General features: G+C 70.0%; 22 protein-coding genes. 12 read left to right on the plus strand and 10 right to left on the minus strand.

The window, feature by feature from the left end:
• Nucleotides 1–204: 204 nt before the first annotated feature.
• From RHA1_RS05305 to RHA1_RS05325, 5 genes are read left to right on the plus strand one after another with little or no spacing between them, the layout of a single operon-like run.
• The gene (locus RHA1_RS05305) at nt 205–816 is read left to right on the plus strand and encodes a GNAT family N-acetyltransferase (protein WP_009473747.1); all 612 of its coding nucleotides are present in this window, start codon (nt 205–207) and stop codon (nt 814–816) included.
• Nucleotides 813–2,387: a phytoene desaturase family protein gene (locus tag RHA1_RS05310; protein ID WP_011594232.1), complete on the plus strand. Its 1,575-nt coding sequence runs from the start codon at nt 813–815 to the stop codon at nt 2,385–2,387. The genes RHA1_RS05305 and RHA1_RS05310 overlap by 4 nt, the downstream gene beginning before the upstream one ends.
• On the plus strand, nt 2,384–3,196 hold the full coding sequence (locus RHA1_RS05315) for a carotenoid biosynthesis protein (RefSeq protein ID WP_011594233.1): 813 nt from the start codon (nt 2,384–2,386) through the stop codon (nt 3,194–3,196). Before RHA1_RS05310 ends, RHA1_RS05315 begins: the two co-directional genes overlap by 4 nt.
• Before the next feature lie 31 nt (nt 3,197–3,227).
• Nucleotides 3,228–3,941, plus strand: coding sequence for an LppM family (lipo)protein (locus RHA1_RS05320; protein WP_011594234.1), 714 nt, complete (start codon nt 3,228–3,230; stop codon nt 3,939–3,941).
• Nucleotides 3,938–5,098 (plus strand): glycosyltransferase family 2 protein, encoded by a 1,161-nt coding sequence (locus tag RHA1_RS05325; RefSeq protein WP_011594235.1) that lies wholly within the window; start codon nt 3,938–3,940, stop codon nt 5,096–5,098. Before RHA1_RS05320 ends, RHA1_RS05325 begins: the two co-directional genes overlap by 4 nt.
• Here RHA1_RS05325 and metF read toward each other — a convergent pair.
• Complete coding sequence (metF, locus tag RHA1_RS05330; RefSeq protein ID WP_009473752.1) at nt 5,091–6,098, minus strand: methylenetetrahydrofolate reductase [NAD(P)H]; 1,008 nt, start codon at nt 6,096–6,098, stop codon at nt 5,091–5,093. The genes RHA1_RS05325 and metF overlap by 8 nt on opposite strands.
• A gap of 147 nt (nt 6,099–6,245) precedes the next feature.
• On the opposite strand from metF, the gene RHA1_RS05335 reads away from it, so the two are divergent.
• The 4 genes from RHA1_RS05335 to RHA1_RS05350 all read left to right on the plus strand — a co-directional run bounded on the left by RHA1_RS05335 (nt 6,246) and on the right by RHA1_RS05350 (nt 11,645).
• Nucleotides 6,246–7,343, plus strand: a complete 1,098-nt coding sequence (locus RHA1_RS05335; protein WP_192815030.1) for a polyprenyl synthetase family protein — start codon at nt 6,246–6,248, stop codon at nt 7,341–7,343.
• 10 nt (nt 7,344–7,353) lie between these two features.
• A complete protein-coding gene (crtI, locus tag RHA1_RS05340; protein ID WP_011594236.1) occupies nt 7,354–8,979 on the plus strand; it encodes a phytoene desaturase family protein in 1,626 nt (541 codons plus the stop codon).
• Nucleotides 8,980–9,091: 112 nt separating this feature from the next.
• The gene (locus RHA1_RS05345) at nt 9,092–10,696 is read left to right on the plus strand and encodes an alpha-(1->6)-mannopyranosyltransferase A (RefSeq protein WP_011594237.1); all 1,605 of its coding nucleotides are present in this window, start codon (nt 9,092–9,094) and stop codon (nt 10,694–10,696) included.
• A 7-nt stretch (nt 10,697–10,703) separates the two neighbouring features.
• Complete coding sequence (locus tag RHA1_RS05350; protein ID WP_011594238.1) at nt 10,704–11,645, plus strand: phytoene/squalene synthase family protein; 942 nt, start codon at nt 10,704–10,706, stop codon at nt 11,643–11,645.
• Nucleotides 11,646–11,652: 7 nt separating this feature from the next.
• Here RHA1_RS05350 and RHA1_RS05355 read toward each other — a convergent pair whose 3' ends face one another.
• Nucleotides 11,653–12,021 (minus strand): Rv2175c family DNA-binding protein, encoded by a 369-nt coding sequence (locus tag RHA1_RS05355; protein WP_011594239.1) that lies wholly within the window; start codon nt 12,019–12,021, stop codon nt 11,653–11,655.
• A gap of 110 nt (nt 12,022–12,131) precedes the next feature.
• Here RHA1_RS05355 and pknB point away from each other — a divergent pair, with 110 nt between their 5' ends.
• Complete coding sequence (gene pknB, locus RHA1_RS05360) at nt 12,132–14,150, plus strand: Stk1 family PASTA domain-containing Ser/Thr kinase (protein ID WP_011594240.1); 2,019 nt, start codon at nt 12,132–12,134, stop codon at nt 14,148–14,150.
• Between the two features lie 47 nt (nt 14,151–14,197).
• Here pknB and RHA1_RS05365 read toward each other — a convergent pair whose 3' ends face one another.
• Nucleotides 14,198–15,583, minus strand: coding sequence for a class II 3-deoxy-7-phosphoheptulonate synthase (locus tag RHA1_RS05365; protein WP_005247669.1), 1,386 nt, complete (start codon nt 15,581–15,583; stop codon nt 14,198–14,200).
• A 42-nt stretch (nt 15,584–15,625) separates the two neighbouring features.
• Complete coding sequence (locus RHA1_RS05370) at nt 15,626–16,117, minus strand: polyadenylate-specific 3'-exoribonuclease AS (protein ID WP_011594241.1); 492 nt, start codon at nt 16,115–16,117, stop codon at nt 15,626–15,628.
• 67 nt (nt 16,118–16,184) lie between these two features.
• Between RHA1_RS05370 and RHA1_RS05375 the strand changes: the two genes are divergently transcribed.
• Nucleotides 16,185–17,507 (plus strand): glycosyltransferase 87 family protein, encoded by a 1,323-nt coding sequence (locus RHA1_RS05375; RefSeq protein WP_011594242.1) that lies wholly within the window; start codon nt 16,185–16,187, stop codon nt 17,505–17,507.
• A 13-nt stretch (nt 17,508–17,520) separates the two neighbouring features.
• Here the strand turns inward: RHA1_RS05375 and RHA1_RS05380 are convergent, their stop codons facing one another.
• The 6 genes from RHA1_RS05380 to RHA1_RS05405 form a co-directional block, all read right to left on the minus strand.
• Nucleotides 17,521–18,279 (minus strand): lysophospholipid acyltransferase family protein, encoded by a 759-nt coding sequence (locus RHA1_RS05380; protein WP_005260161.1) that lies wholly within the window; start codon nt 18,277–18,279, stop codon nt 17,521–17,523.
• Between the two features lie 130 nt (nt 18,280–18,409).
• Nucleotides 18,410–19,423, minus strand: a complete 1,014-nt coding sequence (locus RHA1_RS05385) for an ROK family protein (RefSeq protein WP_009473761.1) — start codon at nt 19,421–19,423, stop codon at nt 18,410–18,412.
• A gap of 52 nt (nt 19,424–19,475) precedes the next feature.
• Nucleotides 19,476–19,877, minus strand: a complete 402-nt coding sequence (locus tag RHA1_RS05390; protein WP_011594243.1) for a hypothetical protein — start codon at nt 19,875–19,877, stop codon at nt 19,476–19,478.
• A complete protein-coding gene (locus RHA1_RS05395) occupies nt 19,874–21,115 on the minus strand; it encodes an ArsA family ATPase (RefSeq protein ID WP_081437412.1) in 1,242 nt (413 codons plus the stop codon). Before RHA1_RS05395 ends, RHA1_RS05390 begins: the two co-directional genes overlap by 4 nt.
• On the minus strand, nt 21,112–21,549 hold the full coding sequence (locus tag RHA1_RS05400; RefSeq protein ID WP_009473765.1) for an SRPBCC family protein: 438 nt from the start codon (nt 21,547–21,549) through the stop codon (nt 21,112–21,114). The genes RHA1_RS05395 and RHA1_RS05400 overlap by 4 nt, the downstream gene beginning before the upstream one ends.
• A gap of 152 nt (nt 21,550–21,701) precedes the next feature.
• A complete protein-coding gene (locus tag RHA1_RS05405) occupies nt 21,702–22,076 on the minus strand; it encodes a hypothetical protein (RefSeq protein WP_005260151.1) in 375 nt (124 codons plus the stop codon).
• Nucleotides 22,077–22,244: 168 nt separating this feature from the next.
• Here RHA1_RS05405 and RHA1_RS05410 point away from each other — a divergent pair, with 168 nt between their 5' ends.
• Nucleotides 22,245–24,056: an AMP-dependent synthetase/ligase gene (locus RHA1_RS05410; RefSeq protein WP_011594244.1), complete on the plus strand. Its 1,812-nt coding sequence runs from the start codon at nt 22,245–22,247 to the stop codon at nt 24,054–24,056.
• Nucleotides 24,057–24,071 lie beyond the last annotated feature (15 nt).

The raw sequence follows: 24,071 nt of genomic DNA on the forward strand, positions 1-24,071 counted from the left end.
TTCCCAGAGGTCGGTCCCGTGACCGGGTTCGTCATCACTTCGCCTCCAAAACCCCGGTGCAACCACCCCGCCGGGCGTAGTCAGGTCGTGAGTTCGGGGGCCGGCGATGCTCGCTTCCCTCGAGCATCGCCGGATCCCCGCTATCGAACATCTGTTCGACCTATTCAATATAGCTGGACCCACCGACACGTCGTCAAGAGAAAGGTGAGACCGGTCGACACGAACGCTGACCAGACTCCGCTCGTGGTCGAACTCTCGGCCACCGAGTTCCGCGACCGCCTGCACGAGGCGCTGTCGATCTACGTCGCCGCCATGGGCTATCCCCACGGCACCGAATACCACCGGGCGCCGATGTGGAACGAGCACCTGCAGCGATCGGGGTGGCGGGGCGTCGGCGCGCTCGTCCCGGCCGGTGACGGATCCACCGACAACGCGGCCGCCCGCCTCGTCGCCGTCGCCTACGGCTACCGCGGGGCGCCCGAACAGTGGTGGCACCAGCAGGTCCGTTCGGGTCTGCGCCACACGGGGTGGACCCGGGACCAGATCGACGTGATCCTCGGCAACTACTTCGAACTCACCGAACTCCACGTCCACCCGGACGCCCAGGGACACCGGCTCGGCGAGACCCTGCTCCTCCGCCTCCTCGAACGCAGGCCCGAACGCGGGGTGCTGCTCTCCACCCCCGAAGTGGCGGACGAGGACAACCGCGCCTGGCGGCTGTATCGCCGCCTCGGCTTCAGAGATGTCCTGCGCCACTTCCGATTCGCCGGGGACAACCGGCCGTTCGCGGTGCTGGGACGCGGGCTTCCCCTGTGATCGACGCGGTGGTGGTGGGGTCGGGACACAACGCCCTCGTGTCGGCGTGTTACCTCGCGCGATCCGGGTGGTCGGTCGAGGTGATCGAACGCGACACCGTGCTCGGCGGCGCGGTGTCCACGGTGGAACGCTTCCCCGGGTACAAGGTCGACCGCGGGTCGTCCGCGCACATCATGGTCCGTCACACGGGGATCGTCGAGGAACTCGATCTCGGCGCGCACGGACTGCGGTACCTCGACTGCGATCCGTGGGCGTTCGCCCCCGCCCCGGCGGGTTCGGATCGGCCGGGCATCGTGTTCCGCCGCAGCCTGGATGCGACGTGCCGGTCCATCGAGGAGTCGTGCGGCGCCGCGGATGCCGACGCGTACCGCCGGTTCGTGGCGGTGTGGGGTCCGCGCAGCACACGGGTCATGCGCGCGTTCTCGAATCCGCCGACCGGGCCCGCGCTGCTCTCGTCGTTCTGGGGGCTCGACACGGGCGGCGGCGGTAGCGACCTCTCCCGGCAGTTCCTCGGTTCCGGCGATGCGCTGCTCGACGAGTACTTCGACGACGAGCGTCTCAAGGCGGCCCTCGCATGGTTCGGCGCCCAGTCCGGTCCGCCGATGTCGGAGCCGGGGACGGCGCCGATGGTCGGATTCGCGGCGTTGATGCACACCATTCCGCCCGGCCGTGCCGTCGGCGGCAGCGGAGCCCTGACCGCGGCCCTCGCCGCGAGGCTGCGGGCCGACTCCGGGACCGTCTCGCTCGGCGACGCGGCGGTCTCGTTGAGCCGCGACGGCGACTCCTGGACGACGCGGACGGCGTCCGGCCGGGAGATCCGCTCACGGGCGGTGATCGCGGGCTGTCACGTGCTGACCACGCTCGGCCTGCTCGAGCGCGGCGGGTACGACGCACAGACCCTCGACCGGTGGCGTCGCCGGATCCGCGTCGGCCCGGGGATCGGGATGGTGGTGCGGCTGGCCACCGACGCCCTCCCCGCCTATCCGAGTGCGCCCGACGCCTCGGTCACCCACGGGCTCCAGCTGCTGGTCTCGGATCGCGCGCACCTGCGGCTCGCGCACGGCGCGGCCCTCGCCGGGGAACTCCCGCCGCGGCCCGCGGTGCTGGGAATGAGCTTCAGTGGCCTCGACCCCACCATCGCACCCGAGGGCAGGCACCAGGTGACCCTGTGGTCGCAGTGGCAGCCGTACCGGCTGAGCGGCGGCCGGCGCTGGAGCGACCTCGCCGGACCGGAGGCCGATCGGATCGTCGCCGAGATCGACGCGCTGGCTCCCGGTTTCGGTGAGTCCGTCCTCGACCGGCACGTGCAGTCGCCGCAGGACCTCGAAGACGAGATGGGGTTGCTCGGCGGCAACGTCATGCACGTGGAGATGTCGCTGGACCAGATGATGATGTGGCGTCCCCTCCCCGAACTGTCCGGGCACCGGGTGCCGGGTGCCGACCGCCTGTACCTCACCGGCGCCTCCACCCACCCGGGCGGCGGGGTGTCCGGGGCGAGCGGTCGCAGCGCCGCACGCATCGCGCTCCACGACGACCGGCGGGGCCTGGGACGCCTGCGACGCCGGCGATGACCTCCCGCCTGCCCCTGATCCTCGCGTGCGCGGCGGTCGCGGCGCAGATCGTCTACCCGCTGGTGCACGGCGGGATCCGCGACGTGGTCACCGTGCTCGTCGTCGCGCTGCTGGCCGCGGCGTCCGTCACCCATGCGGCGGTGACCCGGGGTGCCCGCTGGACGGTGGGACTGGTGGTCGTCACCGCGGGGCTCGGTCTGTGCTCCGAGGTCGTGGGCACGGCCACCGGCTTCCCCTACGGCTGCTACGACTACAGCGTCGACCGTCTCGGGCCGGCACTCGCGGGGGTGCCTCTGGTGGTGCCGTTCGCGTGGACGGCCGGGTTCTATCCGGTGTGGTGCGTGGCGTCCGTACTCGCGCGGGGTCCGCGTCGACGGCTGACGCGGATCGCGCTGACGACGATCGGTGTGGTCGGCTGGGACCTGTACCTCGACCCGCAGATGGTCGCGGACGGGCAGTGGCACTGGTGTGTCACCGATGCCGGCCTGCCCGGTATCGAGCACATTCCGTTGACCAACTACGCCGGGTGGTTCGTCGTCGCGGCCGTGATGGCCATCGCCGTGGACCGCATCGACCGTCGACTGGACGCCGGGCACCGGCACCGTGACGGTGTCCCGATCGGGTTGTTCCTGTGGACGTGGCTCGGTTCGGCGCTGGCCCATTCGGTGTTCCTGGGTGCTCCCGAGTTGCGGTATTCGGCGATCTACGGGTGGTTGGCGATGGGAATCCTGGGAGTTCCGCTGCTCGTGTCGCTGCTTCGGCCGCGCGTCCGGCGACCCGGGACCCACGACACGCACCCTCACACCTGACACCGATCCACTCCCCTGGCACGATACGACTGTGCAGCCGCCCTCAGTTCCGACCTCGACCCGCTCGCGGAGGGCTTTGTCCCTCGCGGCCCTCGGCCTCCTCCTCGTGCCCCTCCTCGCGGGATGCCTGCGGGTTCAGGTGTCGATGGGGGTGTCCGCCGACGACCGGGTCTCCGGCCAGATCGTGGCCGCCGCCGTGCCGGCGAACGATCAGGACAAGGGCCCGCAACTCACTCCGCCCGACTCGCTGTCGGGCAAGGTGCGCGTCCAGGAGTACAAGAAGGACGGGTACGTCGGCAGCCAGGCGTTCTTCAGCGACCTGACGTTCGGCGACGTGCAGCAGCTCGGCACCATGTCGGAGCAGGCCAACGGAAGTTTCCAGATCTCGCTCCAGCGGACCGGCGACCTCGTGACCCTCGACGGGAAGGCCGATCTCAGTTCGGTCCCCGCGCAGGGCACGGACGTGCAGTTCACGATTGCCTTCCCGGCGCGCGTCGCCACCACCAACGGCACCCGTGAGGGCGACTCGATCGTGTCGTGGAAACTTCCCGCCGGCGACACCTCGACGATCCGCGCCGAGGTGCGTTACTCGGACCCGAGCACCCGTAGCTTCGCGGGCTGGGCGGGCATCATGGCCGGTGTGACGCTGGGCGTCGCCGTGATCGTCGGTGCGCTGGCCTGGTTGGCCCGCAACAGGGATCCGGTGATCGGCAGCGGTCGCGCACGGGACCACTCGGAGGTGTGACCTCTCGCCCGATCGAGCGGGTCGTCCGGGTCGGCTCCCTGATCTCGGTTCTCGGTCTCGCCACCAGCGTCGCCAACCTGTGCCGCGCCCCGCGGCTCCCGGCGGCGGCCCGCCCGGTCACCGAACCCGTCACCGTCTGCATTCCGGCCCGGGACGAGCGTGACCGGCTGCCGGACCTGATCGGCGACCTGCGCGAACAGCGAGGGGTCGACGATCTGCGGGTGTTCGTCTACGACGACGGCTCCACGGACGGGACCGCCGAGGTCGCGGACGCCGCGAGCGGCGCGGACCCCCGCTTCTCCGTGATGCGGGGAACCGCGGAACCGCCGCCGGGCTGGGTGGGCAAACCCGCAGCCTGCCACCGGGTGAGTGAGCACGCCTTCGCCCGGGGCCGCGGTGACGGGGGGATACTCGTGTTCCTCGACGCCGATGTGCGGTTGCGTCCGGGCGCCCTGAACGCCGCGTGCGCCGCGCTGCGCGAGTCCGGGGCCGCGCTGGTCTGCCCGTGGCCGTTCCAGCAGGCGGGGTCGGTGACCGAGGGGCTGGTGCAGCCGCTGCTCGCGTGGTCGTGGGCGGCGACGCTGCCGATCCGCGTGGCCGACCGGTCGCGGCGCCCGTCGACGGCGGTGGCCTGCGGGCAGTTCATGGTGTTCGATTCCGCCGCGTACCGCAGGGTCGGGGGTCACCGGGCCGTCGTGGACAGCGTGACGGAAGACCTCGACATCGCGCGACTGCTCCGCACTCGGGGTCACGCGACCACACTGGTCGTGGCCGGCCGGTCGGCGTCGTGCCGGATGTACGAGGACGCGGGCGCGCTGCGCCGCGGTTACGACCGCTGGCTGTGGACGGCATTCGGCTCCCGCCTCGGCGCCGCGGCGGTCCTCGGTGCGGCGAATGTGGCGTTCGTCGCGCCGCCGGTCGCGTTCGCGGCCGGACGGGGACGCGTGCGCCGGTGGGGGGCAGTGGGGTATCTCGCGGCCACGACGTCCCGGCTGTGCGCCCGGGCACTCGAACGCGGTGACCGCCTCACCGCCGCCGACGTCGCAGGCGCGGTCGCACACCCGCTGTCCGTCGCCGCGGTGACGGCACTGACGGTGTCGTCACATCGCAGTCACCACCGCGGGCGCACCCGGTGGAAGGGGCGGAGCCTCAGCTGACCCGCGCCGGGGTGACCGGGGCGGGATCCGCCACACCCGAACCGACCTTGTCGCCGAGCCTGGCAAGCACCTCGCTCGTGGCGCGCGCGAAGTTGAGGGTGATGAAGTGCAGGCCGGGTGCCCCCTCCGCGATGAGGCGTTCGCTCATCTCGGTGGCGACGTCGATGCCGATCTCGCGCACGGCGGCGCGGTTCTCCTCGGGACCGTCCCCGGCGGCCGTGGCGAGACGCTTCTCGAGGTGCGCCGGGAGACGCGATCCCGACAGTTCGAGCACGCGGCGGACCGACCGCAGCGACGTGATCGGCATGATCTCGGGGATGATCGGCTTGGCGCCCTGTTCGGGGTCGTACGCCGACACCCGGTCGCGCAGTCGCAGGTAGTCGTCGACGTCGAAGAACATCTGGGTGATCGAGTACTCGGCACCTGCCCGCAACTTCGACACCAGGTACCGGGTGTCGTGCGCGAGATCGGGTGCCCGGTAGTGGCCTTCCGGGAACGAGGCGACGCCGACGTGGAAGTCGCCGAGGTCGCGGACGAGCCGCACGAGGTCCTCGGCGTACTCGACGCCGTCCGGATGCTTCTCCCACTCGCCCAGCGGGTCACCGGGCGGGTCGCCGCGCAGGACCAGGATGTTGCTGATTCCGCGGTCGGCGTAGGCACCGACCATCGACCGCAGTTCGTCGACACTGTGCGACACGGCCGTGAGGTGCGCGACCGGCAGGAGGGTGGTCTCCTCGGCGAGCTGACCGGTGACGCGGACCGTGCGGTCGCGCGTCGACCCGCCCGCGCCGTAGGTCATGGACACGAAGGCCGGACCCATCCGCTCGAACTCCCGGACGGCACGCCACAGACGAGCCTCGGCGGCCTCGTCACGCGGCGGCGAGAACTCGACGGAAAAGGGGACCCGGCCGTCGCTGGACGACCGGATCCGGTCGACGATGGACGGAGTGCGGGTTACCCAACCTTCGCTGGCCCGCCCCCTGACGGAATCGAATGTCACCCGTCCAGCATAGGTAGTGCCCGGGGCATTGCACCCACTGCGTCTGCGCGGGCGGCGGGAGCCGGGAATCCGGCCACCCGGGAGGGCGCCCACTATGGTGGTGTCGACGCCTGTCGCCGGTCTCGGCGCGCACGCGAGAATTCGATCCTGGAGGCAACACTGTCCGTTGGAACGCGCCCCGCCGCCCTCGCGGCCGAGGTCGAAAATGCGCTTCGCGACTTCTTCACCAGCCGGCAGGACCTCGTCGACTCCGTGGGTGGTGGTTACCGCGAGGCCGTGACCACGCTCGAAGACTTCGTCTTGCGCGGAGGCAAGCGGGTCCGCCCGGCCTTCGCGTGGACCGGTTGGGTCGGGGCGGGTGGCGACGCTCGTGGCCCCGACGCCGGACCCGTGCTCCGCGCCTGCTCCGCGCTGGAACTGGTTCAGGCCTGCGCGCTGGTCCACGACGACATCATCGACGCGTCCACGACGCGTCGCGGGTTCCCGACCGTCCACGTCGAGTTCGCGGAACAGCACCGCGCCGGGGCGTGGAGCGGTGATTCCGCTCACTTCGGCGAGGGCGTCGCGATCCTCCTCGGCGATCTCGCGCTGGCCTGGGCCGACGACATGATCCGCGAATCCGGAATCACCCCGGACGCGTCGGCCCGCATCTCCCCCGTCTGGTCCGCGATGCGCACCGAGGTGCTCGGCGGGCAGTTCCTCGACATCAGCAACGAGGCCCGGGCGGACGAGTCGATCGTCGCCGCCATGAAGGTGAATCGGTACAAGACGGCCGCGTACACCATCGAGCGGCCCCTACACCTCGGTGCGGCGCTCGCAGGCGCCGACGACACCCTGGTCTCGGCGTACCGCCGATTCGGCACCGACATCGGTATCGCCTTCCAGCTCCGCGACGACCTGCTCGGCGTGTTCGGCGATCCGGCCGTGACGGGGAAGCCCTCCGGCGACGACCTGCGGGCGGGCAAGCGCACCGTCCTGTTCGCAATGTCGCTGCAGCGCGCCGACGCCGAAGACCCCGCGGCGGCCGCGCTCCTCCGCGAGGGCATCGGCACCGACCTGTCAGATTCGGACGTGGACACCCTCCGGACCACGATCACGTCCCTCGGCGCGGTCGCGGACGTGGAGAAGCAGATCGAGGAACTCGTCGGGAACGCGCTGTCGACGCTGGCGGCGAGCACCGCCACTACCGAGGCGAAGCAGCAGCTCACCGAGATGGCCGTCGCCGCGACGCGCCGCGACTACTGAGGGTCCGGGGATGGCCCGCGCGCTCCGGACGGTTCCCGGCCGCACCGATCACGTCGTGGTCGTCGGCGCGGGTCTAGCGGGTCTCTCGGCCGCTCTGCACCTCGCCGGATCGGGCAGGCGTGTCACCGTCCTCGAACGGGACTCGTCGCCGGGCGGCCGGGTCGGCACCTACCGTGGTCCCGGCTACGACATCGACAACGGTGCCACCGTCCTCACGATGCCCGAACTGGTCGGCGAGGCCCTCGCCGCCGTCGGCGCGGATTTCGCGTCCACCCGGCCGCCGCTTGTCCTGGAACGGCTGGCGCCGGCGTATCACGCACGGTTCGCCGACGGGTCCTCACTCGACGTGCACTCCGATCCCGACGCGATGGTCGCCGAGGTCAGCCGGGTGTGCGGGCCGGAGGAGTCGGCGAGGTATCTGCGGCTGCGGCGCTGGCTCGGCCGGATCTTCGACGCCGAGTACCACCGGTTCATGGATGCGAACTTCGACTCGCCGCTGGATCTCGTCTCATCCCCGGCGGCCGCGCGGGATCTGCTGACGCTCACCGCCCTGGGCGGGTTCGGCAGGCTCGGCGCCCGCGTCGACCGTACGATCACCGATCCGAGACTCCGCCGGATCTTCACGTTCCAGGCCCTGTACGCGGGGGTCGCGCCCGCCGACGCCCTCGCGGTGTACGGCGCGATCGCCCACATGGACACCTCGCTCGGCGTCTACTTCCCGCGCGGCGGGATGCGCTCGATCGCGCTCGCCCTCGCCGACGCCCTCTCCACAGCGGGCGGCGAGATCCGGTTCGACACCGAGGTCGCGGCACTCGAGCGAAGCGGCGACCGCGTCGGCACCGTCGTCACGGCGGCGGGTGACCGCGTCGACTGCGACGCGCTGGTCCTCACCCCGGACACCGCCGTCGTCGACGCACTGCTCCGCCCGGTGACACGCCGGACCCCCCGGCGGGTGCGGGTGTCGCCGTCCGCCGTGGTCCTGCACGGGACCGTCCCCACCGCGGTCGCCTCCCAGTGGGCCGCCCAACGACACCACACCATCGATTTCGGTCACGCGTGGAAGCGGACGTTCGCGGAGATCACCGCCCGCGCGGGGCGCGGACGGCTGATGACGGACCCGTCGCTGCTGATCACCCGGCCCGCCCTGTCGGATCCGGGCCTCGCCCTGGACCGCGCTGGGATTCCCTCGGAACCGCTGTCGGTGCTCGCGCCCTGCCCGAACCTGCACAGCGCACCGCTGGAGTGGTCGTCGCTGACCGGCCCGTACGTGAACGAACTGCTGCGCGAACTCGAGACGCGCGGGTACCGCGGGATCGCGGAGCATTTCACGATCGACCGCGTCGACACCCCCCTCACCTGGCTCGGCAAGGGCATGGCGGCGGGCAGCCCCTTCGCGGCGGCGCACGTGTTCCGGCAGACCGGGCCGTTCCGGCGCCCCAACCTGGTCAGGGGCCTGGACAACGTCGTGCTCGCCGGTTCCGGCACCGTCCCGGGTGTCGGAGTTCCGACCGTCCTGCTGTCGGGGAAGCTGGCGGCCGCCCGCATCACCGGGCCCACCGCAGCTCGAAGCGCGGAAAGACACACCGGAGCACGAAGTGCGGAAAGACACACGGAAGCATCAAGTGCGGGAGGATAGGGCGAGGCGTGGCGGGAACTGGTGCCGACAGCAATTAAACTGGGTCCTCGACCATGCGATGCGCACGCCGACGACCGCAACCGAACTCACCTCGGGGGAGGAATCTGCACTCATGACGTCCTCTGCCCCGCAGGCGACCGTCGCCGCTGCGACGACCACGCCGCAGCGGTCGTGGCCCCAGACCACGGCCGGCTTCCTCCGCAGCCCGGAGGGGCACGCCGCCATCCTCGGGTTCGCGGGCGCCGTGATGATCACGTTCGGTGGATTCGGTGCGGGCAGCGTCCGCCGCGAGGACCCACTCCTCGAGGCGATGCACCTGTCGTGGCTCCGGTTCGGTCACGGTCAGATCCTGTCGACGGTCATCGTCTGGGTGGGTGTGGTCGCGATGATCACGGCGTGGGTGCGGTTGGGTCGTGCCACGCTCGGCGGCGACGTCACCCTCCGGCAGTTGCGGATGATCGTCCCGGTGTGGACGGCGCCGCTGCTCCTCGCAGTGCCGATGTTCAGCCGCGACGCCTACTCCTACCTGGCGCAGGGTGCGCTCCTGCGTGACGGGTTCGACCCGTACGCCGTCGGGCCGGTGGTCAACCCGGGAGTCCTCCTGGACAACGTCAGCAACGTGTGGACCACCACCACCGCGCCGTACGGTCCGCTGTTCCTGCTCCTCAGTCAGGGGATCACGGCGCTGACCGGCGACAACGTGATCGCCGGGACGATGCTTCTGCGCGTGACGATGCTGCCCGGACTCGCGCTGATGGTGTGGGGGGTTCCGCACCTCGCGCGGCACCTCGGCGGTAATCCGGCGATCGCCCTGTGGCTCGCCGTGCTCAATCCGCTGGTCCTGGTCCACCTCATCGGCGGGGTTCACAACGAGCTGTTGATGGTCGGCCTGATGATCGCCGGCATCGCTCTCGTCCTCGAACGTCGCCATCTCGCCGGGATCGCCCTCGTCGCGGTCGCGGTCGCGATCAAGGCGACCGCAGGCGCCGCGCTGCCCTTCATGGTGTGGATCTGGATGCTCCACGAGAAGGAGAAGGCCGAGGCGGAGGGGCGCACACCCGCGTCGCCGCTCGCGTCGTTCGCGAAGACCGCGGGCGCGGGGTTCGCCGTGTTCGTGGCCATCTTCGCGGCCGCGTCCGCCGTCGCCGGTGTCGGGCTCGGCTGGATGACCGCGCTGTCCGGTTCGAACAAGATCATCAACTGGTTGTCGCTGCCGACGATCCTCGCCCACATCGTGACCGTCGGAACGTCGTGGTTCGCGGAGCTGCGGCTGGGTGAGGTGCTGGCGATCACCCGCCCGATCTGCGCGGTGGCCCTGGTCGCGATCGTGCTGGCGGCCTGGTGGCGCTACCGGACGACCGAGCGTGACGCGATTCTCGGAATCCTCATCGTCCTGGTCGCGATCGTGATCCTGTCGCCCGCGGCGCTGCCCTGGTACTACTCGTGGCCGATCGCCATCGCGGCCGGCTTCGCGTTGTCGACCCGGACCCTGATGATCCTCGTCGGGTTGTCCACCTGGTTGATGCTGGTCTTCCAGCCCGACGGCTCGATCGGCCTGTACACGTTCCCGCACGTCGTGCTCGCGACGTTCGCTGCGGTCGTCGCGGCCGTGTCGCTCCGCACGGTCGACCCGCTGCGGCTGCGCACACCCCGGCCCGTCGAGGACGAGCGCACCGCCGACCTCGCAGGTGCTGCGACGGCGCCGCGCGTCGAATGACCGGTCGATGACCGACCTGGCCGGCAGTTACCGGTACTGCGGCGCGGTGACGGCGGAGCACGGTCGCACCTATCATCTCGCGACCCGGCTCCTTCCCGAGCGCCGCCGGGCCGCCGTGCATTCCCTCTACGGGTTCGCGCGCACGGTCGACGACATCGTGGACGTCGATCCCAGCCGGACGGCCGGCGACTGCGCCGCCGAACTCGATCGGATCGACGCGGCTCTGCGAATCGGCTTCACCGACCGGACCGCGGTCGGTCCGGATGCGTGTTCACGGGAGATGCGGCGGGTCCTTCCCGCGTTCCTCGACACCGTCGCGTCGTTCGACATCCCCCACGACTACTTCTTCGCGTTCCTGCAGTCCATGCGGATGGATGTTCCGGGGACCGTCGAGCATCGGTCCGAGTACGGCACCATGACCGAGCTCCGGACATACATGTACGGATCGGCCGTCGTGATCGGGTTGCAGATGCTGCCCGTCCTCGGAACCATCGGGCCCGTCGCCGATGCGGAACCGCACGCTGCGGCTCTCGGTGAGGCGTTCCAGCTGACCAATTTCCTTCGCGACGTGGGCGAGGACCTGGATCGGGGCCGGGTCTATCTCCCGGCCGACGAATTGGCCGCGTTCGGTGTCGACACCGAACTTCTCGCGCACAGTCGCCGCAGCGGCACGACGGACCAGCGGATCGTGCGGGCCCTCGCCCACCTGATCTCGGTCACCCGGTCGGTGTACCGGGACGCGGAACCGGGCATCGCGATGCTGGACCGGCGGGTGCAACCGGGTATCCGGACCGCGTTCGTGCTGTATTCCCGCATCCTCGACGAGATCGAGCGAGGCGGTTACCGGGTGCTCGACCGGCGCGCCACCGTGTCCCGGAGAAACCGGTGGGCGACGGCGCTGCCTCAGTTTGCCCGGCTCGCGGTGCCTGCCCGTGGCCGAGTGCGATGACCGGCGGTCAGAATCCCATCGCCTGAGCGCGGCGGATCACTTCGCGGGCGAGATCGCCGTGCAGGGCCTGGACGGGCGTGCCGGGGAGGCTGTCGTCCTCACGGAACAGCCACTGCAGGATCTCCTCGTCCTCGAATCCGCCGTCGTGGAGCACGGCGACGAGACCGGGCAGCCATTTGACGATCTCGCCGGTCTCGTCGAAGAAGAGTTCGGGAACACCGAGGACGCCGTCGCGGCGGACGGCGATCAACTGCTGATCGCGCAGAAGCTGCTGCACGCGGGTGACGGCCACACCGAGGTTCTTCGCGACGTCCACTAACTGGAGGAGCGAGACGGAAGGGTCCAGGACATCGTCACAGTAAGGGATGGCACTCACTTCCCTAACGTTATCTGGTCGCTTCCGGCGTGGCGCTACCGGTCGGTGTCGCTGGCTACGATTGAGGGGTGCGTGGCCGGGCTGCGCGCTCTGACGGGGGAACGGACACTGTGCACGATGGAGGTCAACGTTTGATCGGCGAGCTGCTCGACCGGCGCTATCGGGTGGATGCCACGATCGCGCGTGGCGGCATGTCCACCGTCTACAGGGGGCTCGACACGCGTCTCGACCGTCCGGTGGCCATCAAGGTGATGGATCCGCAGTTCGCGGCCGATCCGGCGTTCGTCACCCGGTTCGAGTTCGAGGCCCGCTCGGTCGCGCGACTCAAGCACCCCTCCTTGGTCGCGGTGTACGACCAGGGACACGACCGCGAGCACGCGTTCCTGGTGATGGAACTCGTCGACGGCGGGACGCTCCGCGAACTCCTGCGGGAACGCGGGCCGATGCCGCCGCACGCGGTGGCCGCGGTCGCGGGCCCGGTTCTCGACGCGCTCGCCGTCGCCCACCGGGCCGGTCTCGTGCACCGCGACGTCAAACCCGAGAACATCCTGATCTCCGACGGCGGTGAGGTGAAGATCGCCGATTTCGGTCTGGTGCGGGCCGCCGCCGCCTCGACCACCACGTCGAACAGTGTGATTCTGGGCACGGCGGCGTACCTGTCGCCGGAGCAGGTGACATCCGGGATCGCGGACACTCGCAGCGACGTCTACTCCACCGGTGTCCTGCTGTTCGAACTTCTCACCGGGCGGACACCGTTCACCGGGGACACGTCGTTGTCCGTCGCGTATCAGCGGATCAATCAGGACGTTCCGCGGCCGGGTTCGTTCATCGCAGGTGTCCCGCCCGAGTTCGACGAACTCGTCGCGGAGGCCACCCATCGGGAGCCGTCGCACCGCTTCGCCAACGCCGAGCAGATGGGCTCGGCCCTGCGCAGCATCGCGGCGGCGCTCGACCTGCCCGCGTACCGGGTGCCCGCCCCGCGACGCTCGGCGCAGCACCTCAGCGCCGCGGCCGCCGCGAGCGCGCCGCCCTTGAGCGCGCCGCCGGGACCCGTCGCACCACCCACGGTGCACCTTCCCCCCGCCCCGCCGTTGTCGCCGCCCAGCCCGCTGCCGGCGCAGCCCGGTGTCCAGCACACGCGGGTCGTCACCACGCAGACTCCGCGCCCGCCGATCGACGAACCGTCGTTCGCGGTGGAGGACGAACCCGACGACGGCTACCACTACCCCGACTTCGCCGCCGAACGGCAGCGGTCGCGCCGGACGACGATCGTGTGGCTGCTCGTGATCCTGATGCTCGCCCTCGCGGTGGGTTTCGGTGGCTGGTGGATGGGCTCGGGACGTTTCACCGCGGTCCCGACCACCGACGGTCTCGATCGCGGTGCGGCGGTGACGGCGATCGAAGCGGCCGGACTGTCGACGGAGATCCGCGGGCAGTACTCGGACACGGCTGCGCTCGACACGGTGCTGGGTACCGATCCCACCGGCGGCTCGCGGATCTCTCGCGACGGCACGGTGGCACTGCTCGTCTCCCTCGGGAGGCCGACGGTCCCGCCGCTGCCCGCGGGCGGTGAGCGCGCCGGAATCGAACAGGAACTGCGGAACCGCACATTCACCCCGGTCGACGGTGGTCAGGCGTTCAGCGCGAAGGTTCCGATCGGGGCGGTGGCCGCACTCGACCCGGCACCGGGTACCGAGCTCGCGACCGGGTCCACGGTCAAGCTGATCGTCAGCAAAGGTGCACCGCCGGTGGACGTTCCCGATGTGAAGGGCATGTCGGAGGCCGAGGCGCGCGCCTCACTCGAGGCGGTGGGGATCGTCGTGCAGGACGTGACCACCGACTTCGACCGGAACGTCGCCGCCGGAGACGCGATCGCCACCAGCCCGAAGGCGGGCGCCCGCGTCAATGCGGGCACCAGCGTCACGTTGAGTGTGTCGAACGCGGTGCGAATTCCGTCGATGCTGGGCCGGACGGTCGGATCCGCGCGGGACGAACTGAGCCGTCTCGGACTCGAGGTGAAGGTGCGTCAGGTGACCGACACGGACAGGTCGTTCGTCATCAGCCAGAACCCCGGCGGCGGCGATCTCGTGAAGCCCGGGACCACTGTCACCCTGGTCTCACTGCCCTGACCCCGCAGGTGCAGGGCAGTGAGTCCCCCTGAATGTACGCCCTGCGGTCAGCCGCGGAGCATCTCCGCGACGAGGAACGCCAGTTCCAGCGACTGCTGGGTGTTGAGGCGGGGGTCGCACGCCGTCTCGTAGCGGCCGGACAGGTCGAGGTCGGAGATGTCCTGCGCGCCGCCGAGGCATTCGGTGACGTTCTCACCGGTGAGCTCGACGTGTATGCCGCCCGGGTAGGTGCCGAGCCCGTTGTGGACCTCGAAGAATCCCTGGACCTCGTCGACGATGCGGTCGAAGTGGCGGGTCTTGTATCCGGTGGACGCCTCGTGGGTGTTGCCGTGCATCGGGTCGCACTGCCAGATCACCTGGTGACCGGTGGCCTGGACCTTCTCGATGATGGGCGGCAGCAGGTCGCGGACCTTGTTGTTACCCATCCGCGAGATCAGGGTGAGGCGACCCGGCTTGTTGGTGGGGTCGAGCCGCTCGACGTATTCGACTGCCATCTCCGGTGTGGTGCTGGGCCCGATCTTCAGGCCGATCGGGTTCGACACGAGTTCGGCGAATGCGATGTGCGCCCCGTCGAGCTGGCGGGTGCGGTCGCCGATCCACAGGAAGTGGGCGGACAGGTCGTACAGCTTGGCGTGGTCGTCGTCGTTGTCGAGGCGCAGCATCGCGCGCTCGTAGTCGAGGACGAGCGCCTCGTGGCTGGCGAAGATCTGCGCGTGGTGCAGGCTGGGATCGGTGACGCCGCAGGCGTTCATGAACTGCAGACCGCGGTCGATCTCCGCGGCGAGTGCCTCGTACCGGGCCCCGGCCGGCGACGACGCCACGAACTCGCGGTTCCAGTCGTGCACCTTGTGCAGGTCGGCCATGCCCGCGCCGGTGAGCGCGCGGACCAGGTTCATCGCGGCGCTGGCGTTCGCGTACGCCCGCACGAGCCGCGACGGGTCGTGGGCGCGCACGGCCTCGTCGGCGACGAGGGAGTTGATCATGTCGCCGCGGTACGACTGCAGGCCCAGGGCGTCGACGTTCGACGACCGCGGCTTGGCGTACTGACCGGCGATACGGGCCACCTTGACGACGGGCAGGCTCGCTCCGTACGTCAGGACGACGGCCATCTGCAGCAGGGTGCGGATGTTGCCCTTGATGTGCGGCTCAGTGTTGTCGGCGAACGTCTCGGCGCAGTCACCGCCCTGGAGGAGGAACGCCTCGCCGCGCGCGACCTGAGCCAGCTTCTCCTGCAGGGCCACGACCTCGCTGGCCACCGTGATCGGGGGCACGCTCTCGAGGACGGTTCGCATCGCGGCGGCCTGCCCCTCGGGCCATTGCGGCTGCTGAGCAGCGGGCTTGGCCAGCGCTGCATCGAGACGCTCACGCATCTCGGTGGGCAGCGGCGGGAGTTCGGGCAAGCGGTCGATCGGCACGTCGACAGTCCAGTTCACCCATACAGGATATTCGCTCGACCGGAGCGATGGCGAGTCAGGTCACCGGAGCGAGCGCGCCGCCTGAACTGCCTCGAACTTCGCCAGGTTGTGCCGGGCGTCGGCGAGGGCGTCGTGCGCGTCACCCGGTGCAGGTGGGAGCGCCGGACTGCCGTGCTCCTCCCAGTACTGGCGGAGTTCCCGCGTGTACCGGGGCAGCGACTGCGGCAGCTCCGTCATGTCCCCCCACAGCTGGCAGAGGGCGACGTGGTCGTAGGCGGCCACCCACGCCCACAGTTCTGGGACGATGCCGGGGCGGGGAATCAGGAACGCGTAGAGGTCGTCGCGAATGCGGGCGCGGCTCTTCCAGAGGGGCGACGACGGCTGCGGCAGCTTCGGCAGCACGTTCCTGCGCACCCACTTGCCCGCACGGTCGGGATCGAACTCGGTGGACACCGCGTAGAATTCACGTCCGTCCTCTGCGACCACCCCGATCGACACCAGGTCGATCGTGCGACCATCCTCGATGAACTCGCAGTCGTAGAAGTAACGCACGCCCGCAAACTATGCCTCACCCGTTGGCGTCATCCGGATCCACCCCTACCTCGTGAAGGAGGCCTCGGTGCGCTCAACCTCCGACGGTCGACAGTCCGCCACCCCTGTCGCGGACCCGCTCGACTCCCCGCGGGTGCCTCCGCATCTCCGCGTCGGTGGTCTCGTCGTCCGGGTCCTCGTCCTCGCCGGGCTCGCGGTCGGATTCGCCTACAACCTGCTCGGACTACCCGGCCTGCGGGACTTCGGCAGCTACTACCGGCTGGATCTCGACGTCTACCGCCTGGGCGGTTCGGTGTTCCTGCACGGCCCGACCCTGTACGGGTCGATGCCTGCCACCCAGATGGGCAACTTCCTGCCGTTCACGTACCCGCCGCTCGCCGCCGTCGTCTTCAGTCCGCTGTCGACGGTGTCGCTGTCGACGGCCGGGACCGTCGTGACGGTGTTGTCGCTGATCGCACTGTTCGGCGTCCTCGTCGTCACGCTCGACTCGCTGGGCATCGCACCCCGCACCACGCTGGTGTGGACGGCCCTCGGCGCGCTCGCGGTGTCGATGGCCCTCGAACCCGTTTCCTCGACCCTGGACTACGGGCAGATCAACATCCTGCTGATGCTGCTGGTGGGGGCGGACTGCCTGCCGAAGAAGACGCCGTGGCCGCGCGGCGTGCTGATCGGCCTCGCGGCGGCGGTGAAGCTGACGCCTGCCGTGTTCATCCTATACTTCCTGGTGCGCAAGGACTTTCGCTCGGCCGTCGTGACCGCGGTCAGTTTCCTCGCCTTCAGCGCCGTGGGCGCGATCGCGACGTGGAACGACTCCGTCACCTACTGGACGCACACCCTCTTCGATTCCGATCGGATCGGCACCCCGGCATATCCCGCGAACCAGAGCATCACCGGTGTGCTGGCCCGGCTCGGCCTGAGCGACTCGGTGCGCACCCCGATCTGGCTGCTGCTGAGCGTCGTGGTGCTCGCACTCGTGATTCTCGCGATGGTGCGGGCGCTGCAGTCCGGCGAGACCGCGCTCGCGCTGGGACTCAACGCCGTCCTCGGACTGCTCGTCTCCCCCGTGTCCTGGTCGCACCACTGGGTGTGGTCGGTACCGGTGATCCTCGTGCTCGGGGTCCTCGCCTACCGTCGCCGGAGTGTCGCCCTGGCGGTCACGGCCGTGGTCGGCGTCGTCGTCGTGAGGCTCGCCGCGCACTGGAAACTCGGGGTGGGACGGTGGAGCGGAACCCACTGGAATCTGTGGGATCAGTTTCTGGCGTCGTCGTACGTGTGGTGGGGACTGGCCGTGGTGCTGGTCGCGATGTTCGCGTTCCGCACCCGCCGCTCACAGTCCGACGAGGACGATCGTTCGGAGACCTCCGACGATCTCACCGTCCCCGTCGGCTGAGAGGTCGCGGCGGTCAGCTCGCCCGCGTGTCCGGCAGTCTCGTGACGGTGGTGGCGTCGCTCGCAGGCGCCACATCGGCCACCGAGGCGTCGGCGGCGGGCGCCTTCTTCTTCAGCGTTGCCGCGTAGATGTCGACGTACTCCTGACCCGACAGCTTCATCAGCTTGTACATGACCTCGTCGGTGACGGCCCGCTCGACGAACCGGTTGCCGCCCATGCCCTCGAAACGGGAGAAGTCGATGGGCTCACCGACGCGGATGGTGACCTTCGAGGGACGCCACACCCGGGAGCCGATCGGGTTGACCTTCTCCGTACCGATCATCGCGACCGGGATAACCTTCACACCGGACTCCAGAGCCATGCGAGCCAGGCCCGTCTTGCCCTTGTAGAGGCGGCCGTCGGGCGACCGGGTGCCCTCCGGGTAGATCCCGAGCAGCTTGCCCTGCGAGAGGACGCGCAGCCCGGCGTTCAATGCATCCTGCGCGGCGTCGGCGCCCGTCCGGTCGATCGGCACCTGACCGACCACCGAGAAGAACCAGCGCTGGAAGGCGCCCTTGAGTCCCGTCCCGGTGAAATACTCGCTCTTGGCGAGAAAAGTGATCCTCCGCGGCACACGCAACGGCAGGAAGAACGAATCCAGCACGGCCTGATGGTTACTCGCCAATATGGCCCCACCCTCCGCCGGAATGTTCTCCGTACCCTCCACGGTCGGCCTACCCAGCCCCCAGAGAACCGGCCCCAAAAACACGTACTTGAAGAGCCAGTACCACATGGCGTCCCTCCCGTTCACAACCCAAGCTTCGTTCGGGTCGACTCTACTTCGGGTGGGTGAGGGTCGCTACACACGGCCGGGAGGCCCGCACAGCATCACACTCTGCGGGTTTACAGCAGTGGGCCGGACGTCAACCCACCCGATCGGGCAGGACGGCCCGGGCGAGTTCCGCCGCTCCGATCATGCCCGCCGCCTCCCCCAGCTGAGTCGGCCGGATGCGGGCCAGCGGCCGGTGCCCGGCCCCCGTCGTCAGCGCCGCGTAGTGCCCACGGGCCTCGTCGATGAACAGCGGTGAGGAACTCGCGACGCCCCCGGCGATCACGACGAGATCCGGGTCGTACACGTCCCCGATGAGTGCCAGGCCGACGCCGAGCCACCGGGCGAACTCCCGCATGGTCTCCAGTGCCAGCGGATCGCCGTCCTGTGCCGCGCCCGCGATCCGCCTGCCCGTCAGCGCACCCGGATCGACCGCCACGTCCCGCGCGAGGACCGTCGACGTCGCCGGATCCGCGGCCAGAAGTTCGATCGCCGTGTCGACGAGGGCCGTCCCGCTGCAGTACCGCTCCCAGCAGCCGTGCTTGCCGCACGCGCACGGCCGTCCGTCCGGGACCACCTGGATGTGGCCGAGTTCGGGTGCGACGCCGTGGCTGCCGCGGTACAGCCGACCGTCTGCGAGAAGCGCCGCCCCGATGCCCGTGCCGATGGCGAGCATCACCACGTTCCGGCCGCCTGCTGCCGCCCCGAACCGGTGCTCGGCCCACGCCGCCGCGTTCACGTCGTGCTCGAGGATCACCGGCAGACCGAGACGCTGCCCGAGGTCCCGGCCGACCGGTGCACCCACCCACGGCAGATGCGGCGCGAACCGCACCGTCGTGCGGTCGGGGGTGATGAACCCGGCGACCGCCAGCCCCACCGCGGCGACGTCGTGCCGTGCGGACAGCTCCCGGACCGCCCGGTCCAGGCCGTTCTCGAGTGCCTTCGCCGACGCCGGGGTCGGCGACTGGAGCGAGTCGAGCACCTCACCGGCCGAGTCGACCACCGACGCACGGATGCTCGTTCCACCCACGTCGATGCCGATGGTCAGCGCCGCGCTGCCGCCACGTTCGCTGCCCGTACCTGTGCTCATGGAGATGATTGTGCCCATGCCGGATCGCCGACGTGCACGAGTCCGGCGATCCGGCCCGCGCGGGGCACGCTCAATGTTTGATGGTGACCGTGATCGGTTCGAACGCCGAGCCGCCGTCCGCTTCGGACGTTCCGCCGCCGGGGCCGGGTTCCGGAGCGTCGGGACCGCCGGGCCCCGGGGTGTCGTGAACGGCGTGCTCGTCGAGGACCTGCCGCAGCACCGCGATCAGCACGGACGCCTGGCCCGCGAGCACGGTCACGAGATCGTGCTGCTCGCCGCGGATCAGCGCCGCGAGCGCGCACACCGGGCACCACGTGCATCCCGACCACTGCCCGGTTCCGGGGATCGCGTCCTCGGCGCCGGCCTGGGCGTGCGGCGCCGCCGCGCGTTGGAGAAGCGGCTCGAGACGGTCCAGGGCGGTCTCGGCGAGTGCCCGCAGCTCAGCCACCAGCTGTGCGTGGTCGTCGTTCATACCGGCCACACCTGCGGGTCGGGCGTGAAGCGCACGACCAGATCACTTCCGTCGAGTTCTGCCCCCGCGACGACGCACCGGCGCAGGACCGAGGCGAGGCGGACCCGGCGGCGCACCCCTTCAGCTCCCACGACCAAGTCGTCCTCCACTCGACCCAACGTGAGGGTCGACGGGTTCACGAGCGGCAGATACATCCGCATCGTGTACACAGAATCCACACCGGCCCCCGATTCCAGCCCCACCCGCACCGCAGGTGGGTTCTTCCCCAGCACCGCAACCGCGTCAGTGTCGTCGGCATACAACTCCCGGGCGATTCCGCCGAGATCGGCCCACCCTACCGGCTCCGTCACCGACCGGGTCACCGAGAGGATCACGGTGGCGCCCGCGGAGGCGGTCAGCTCGGCGAGGACCCGTTGCTGCAGGGCTCGCCGCCTGATCAACCATGCCACACCGGGATCGTCGTGTCCTGCCGGCGAATCGAAGTGCGGCAGAAGGTTGTTCACGAGGATGGCATCGACGCGCAGGCCGGACAGTGCGGCCACCGCCACGGTGCGCCGGGTCTCGGTCAGCACCACCCGCTCCGGTGTCGTCACCAGTCGCACAGTGGTTTTCGCCCGGTTCGCGAGCATCTCCCGGACCTCGCCGACCGTGGCGACGACCTGCTCGATCAGCGTCACCAGCATCACGAGGCGGGGATCGGAACCCAGGAGCGCGGCGATGCGGCGATGCTGCGGCCACACCCGCTCGATGTACTCGAGAGCCGTCGCGGGCGCGGCGAGCGTCCGCAGGCAGTCCGCGGTGGGCGGGCAGTCGACCACGACGGCGTCGTACTCGCCCTCGGTGGCGAACCGGACGACTTCACGCAGGCCGAGCACGTCCTGCACGCCGGGAAGCCCGGTCAGCTCCTCCGGCTCGAGCGCGGACAGCTGGGCACCGTGGTCGTGCGTTCCTGCGGCCGCGAGAACCGCTGTCAGACTCCGGAATCTGTCCTCGAGCAACGTGAGGGTGTCGAGTTCCAGGACATCGAGGGTGTCGGTCACGGGCACGAGGTCCCGGGCGGCGGCGATCCCGATGACGTCGGCGAGAGAGTGCGCCTGGTCGAGCGAGACGAGCAGAGTCCGGTGTCCGGCCTCTGCGGCCGCCTGTGCCGTCGCGGCCGCGAGCGTCGTCTTCCCGACGCCCCCCTTCCCGACGAAGAACTGGACCCGCGCAGGTCCGGCACGACCCTCGCTGCTCAGCCTTCCACCCGTTTCTTGAGTTCCTTGAGGGCGGTGTCGGTGATCGCCTTCTCCGCCTTGCGCTTGAACAGGCCGATCATCGGGATGGTGAGGTCGACGGTGAGCTCGTACGTGACGGTGGTGCCGCCGCCCGGTTCGTCCTCCAGAACGTACGAACCGAACTGCGACTTCTGGATCTCACCGGACTCGAGTTCCCAGCTGACCGATTTGCCGTCGGGCGCCCAGTCGTAGCGGAGTACGTACGTGTCCTTGACCATGCCGGCGTCGAGCACGAACCGCACCCGGTCGGCCCGGCCGCCCTTGCCGGGTTCCATGACCTCGACGGACTTCGCGGCGGTCACCCACGCCGGGTACGCGTCGAAGTCGGCGATCACATCCATCACCCGGGCGGGCGGCGCCTCGATACTGATCGACCTCTTGGTCCTCTCGGGCATGGAGTGAACGCTTCCTTTCGCCTGGCCGACCCGCTCGTCGATCGCGGGGCCACGCCGTTACCGGTTTCGTATGTCTGTGTTGTGCCCGACTATCACACACGATCTCGGCGCTCTGACACAATGCCGACCCTGCCGCGGCGGGCGGATCCGCCTCAGGACGGCGGTTCTCCCGCAGCGCGACCTGCCTCGAGTTCCTTCTTCACTTCGAAGGACATCACTTTTCCCTCGACGCGCCTGCGACGGTTCAGCGCGGCCAGATCGGGGGTGCCCTCGCTGCGGGCCGGTTCGGCGTGGAGGAAGTAGTGGACGATCGCTCCGTCCAGCACCGGCTCGAGCCACACTTCCATGGTTCCGGTGAGCGGTCCGGCCACCGTCCACCGGATGCCCTTCTCGGCCCGGTCCTCGCGGACGGCGAGGGTGAGATCGGGCCACCACCGGCGCCAGCGGGCTGGCGGGGCGATCGCCGCCGCGACCTGCTGCGGTGGGGCCGCGATGAACGTCTGGTCTGCGACCTGAATGCTGCTCACGGCGACTAGCTTCACATACCGCCGTGGGCGGTGGCCGCGGGGTTCCGCGGCACCTCGCGGACAGGGCTCTGACCACCCTTCTTCGGCCAGGAAGCAGACCGGGCCGGGGAAGGTCTAAAGTTGGGACCGCAATCCTACTCGTCAGTATTTTCAGTGTCGGAGGTTTTCGTGCCCGAGTTCAGCGCGCCACAGTCGTTCACGATCGCGGAGGACGCGTCCGCGGTCGACTCGGTGTTCGCCCACGCCGCGGCCGACCCGACGCTGGTCGTGTACAAGCGCAAGATCGGCGGACGCTGGACCGACGTCACGGCCGCCGAATTCGCGGCTCAGGTCACCGCGGTCGCGAAGGGCCTCATCGCCCTCGGCGTCCAGCAGGGCGACCGGGTGGCACTGATGTCGGCCACCCGGTACGAGTGGCCCCTCGTCGACTTCGCGATCTGGGCGGCGGGCGGCGTCACCGTCCCGATCTACGAGACGTCCTCCGCCGAGCAGGTCCGGTGGATCCTCGAGGACTCCGCCGCGATCGATCTCGTCGTCGAGAACGCGACGCACGCGGCCACCGTGAAGGCCGTCGCCGCCGAGGCGACCGCGCTCCGCGGCGTCTACCAGATCGAGGCGTCCGACGGCGGCCGTGGCGTCGTCGAGGAACTGACCGAACTGGGCGCCGACGTTCCCGACGCCGAAGTCCGGGCCCGCGTCGCCGCGCTGAAGTCGAGCGATCCGGCCACCCTCATCTACACCTCCGGCACCACCGGCAGGCCCAAGGGCTGCCAGCTCACCCATTCCAACCTCATCGCCGAGTCCAAGGGCATCCTCGATTCCAGCCTCGGCACCCTGCTGAAGACGCCCGGCGTCAGTACCCTCATGTTCCTGCCGATGGCGCACGTGCTGGCGCGCGCCGTCAGCATCGCGTCGTTCGACGCCGGCGCCGCACTCGGACACACCAGCGACATCCCGAACCTCGTCCCCACGTTCGGCGAATTCCGCCCCGACTTCATCCTGTCGGTGCCGCGGGTGTTCGAGAAGGTGTACAACAGCGCCCGCGCCAAGGCCCACGGCGAGGGCAAGGGCAAGATCTTCGACGCCGCCGCCGAAACCGCCATCGCCTGGAGCGAGGCTCAGGACAAGGGCGGGCCGGGACTGGTCCTCAAGGCCAAGCACGCACTGTTCGACAAGCTGGTGTTCTCGAAGCTGCGGGCCGCGCTCGGCGGCAAGTGCCAGCTGGCGATCTCGGGCGGCGCACCGCTCGGCGCCCGCCTCGGCCACTTCTTCCGCGGCATCGGCATCACGATCTACGAGGGCTACGGCCTCACCGAGACGTCCGCGGCGTTCGCGGTCAACACGATCGGCGAGCAGAAGGTCGGCTCGGTCGGCAAGCCGTTGGCGGGCAATTCCGTTCGCATCGCCGACGACGGCGAGATCCTGCTGTCGGGGCCGGTCGTCTTCAGCGGCTACTGGCGCAACGAGAGCGCGACCGCCGACGCGATCGAGAACGGCTGGTTCCACACCGGCGACCTCGGATCGGTCGACAAGGACGGGTACATCACGATCACCGGCCGCAAGAAGGAGATCATCGTCACAGCGGGCGGCAAGAACGTCTCCCCCGCCCAGCTCGAGGATCACCTGCGTGCGCACCCGCTGATCAGCCAGGCCATCGTCGTCGGAGATCAGCAGCCGTTCATCGGCGCGCTCATCACCATCGACGCCGACGCACTGCCCGCGTGGAACGAGCGCACCGGCAAGCCCGCAGGGACGACGGTCGCGGACCTGCTGACCGACGCCGACCTCACAGCCGAGATCGACGAGGCCGTCGCGGAGGCCAACAAGCTCGTGTCGCACGCGGAGGCCATCAAGAAGTTCCGGGTCCTGCCCGTCGACTTCACGGAGGAGACCGGCGAGCTCACGCCGACGATGAAGCTCAAGCGCAACGTGGTGCACGACAGCTTCGCCGACGACATCGCGGCCATCTACGCCAAGTAATGCCTTCGGCTCGTG

The organism is Rhodococcus jostii RHA1, assembly GCF_000014565.1.
Lineage (GTDB): Bacteria > Actinomycetota > Actinomycetes > Mycobacteriales > Mycobacteriaceae > Rhodococcus_F > Rhodococcus_F jostii_A.

What these genes read in the sequence shown, in the direction of transcription:
- RHA1_RS05385 (WP_009473761.1), bottom strand. Translation starts at nt 19,423, where the DNA reads ATGGGCACAATCATCTCCATGAGCACAGGTACGGGCAGCGAACGTGGC.
- crtI (WP_011594236.1), top strand. Translation starts at nt 7,354, where the DNA reads ATGGCCCGCGCGCTCCGGACGGTTCCCGGCCGCACCGATCACGTCGTG.
- RHA1_RS05315 (WP_011594233.1), top strand. Translation starts at nt 2,384, where the DNA reads ATGACCTCCCGCCTGCCCCTGATCCTCGCGTGCGCGGCGGTCGCGGCG.
- RHA1_RS05380 (WP_005260161.1), bottom strand. Translation starts at nt 18,279, where the DNA reads ATGTGGTACTGGCTCTTCAAGTACGTGTTTTTGGGGCCGGTTCTCTGG.
- RHA1_RS05390 (WP_011594243.1), bottom strand. Translation starts at nt 19,877, where the DNA reads ATGAACGACGACCACGCACAGCTGGTGGCTGAGCTGCGGGCACTCGCC.
- RHA1_RS05345 (WP_011594237.1), top strand. Translation starts at nt 9,092, where the DNA reads ATGACGTCCTCTGCCCCGCAGGCGACCGTCGCCGCTGCGACGACCACG.
- RHA1_RS05350 (WP_011594238.1), top strand. Translation starts at nt 10,704, where the DNA reads ATGACCGACCTGGCCGGCAGTTACCGGTACTGCGGCGCGGTGACGGCG.
- RHA1_RS05400 (WP_009473765.1), bottom strand. Translation starts at nt 21,549, where the DNA reads ATGCCCGAGAGGACCAAGAGGTCGATCAGTATCGAGGCGCCGCCCGCC.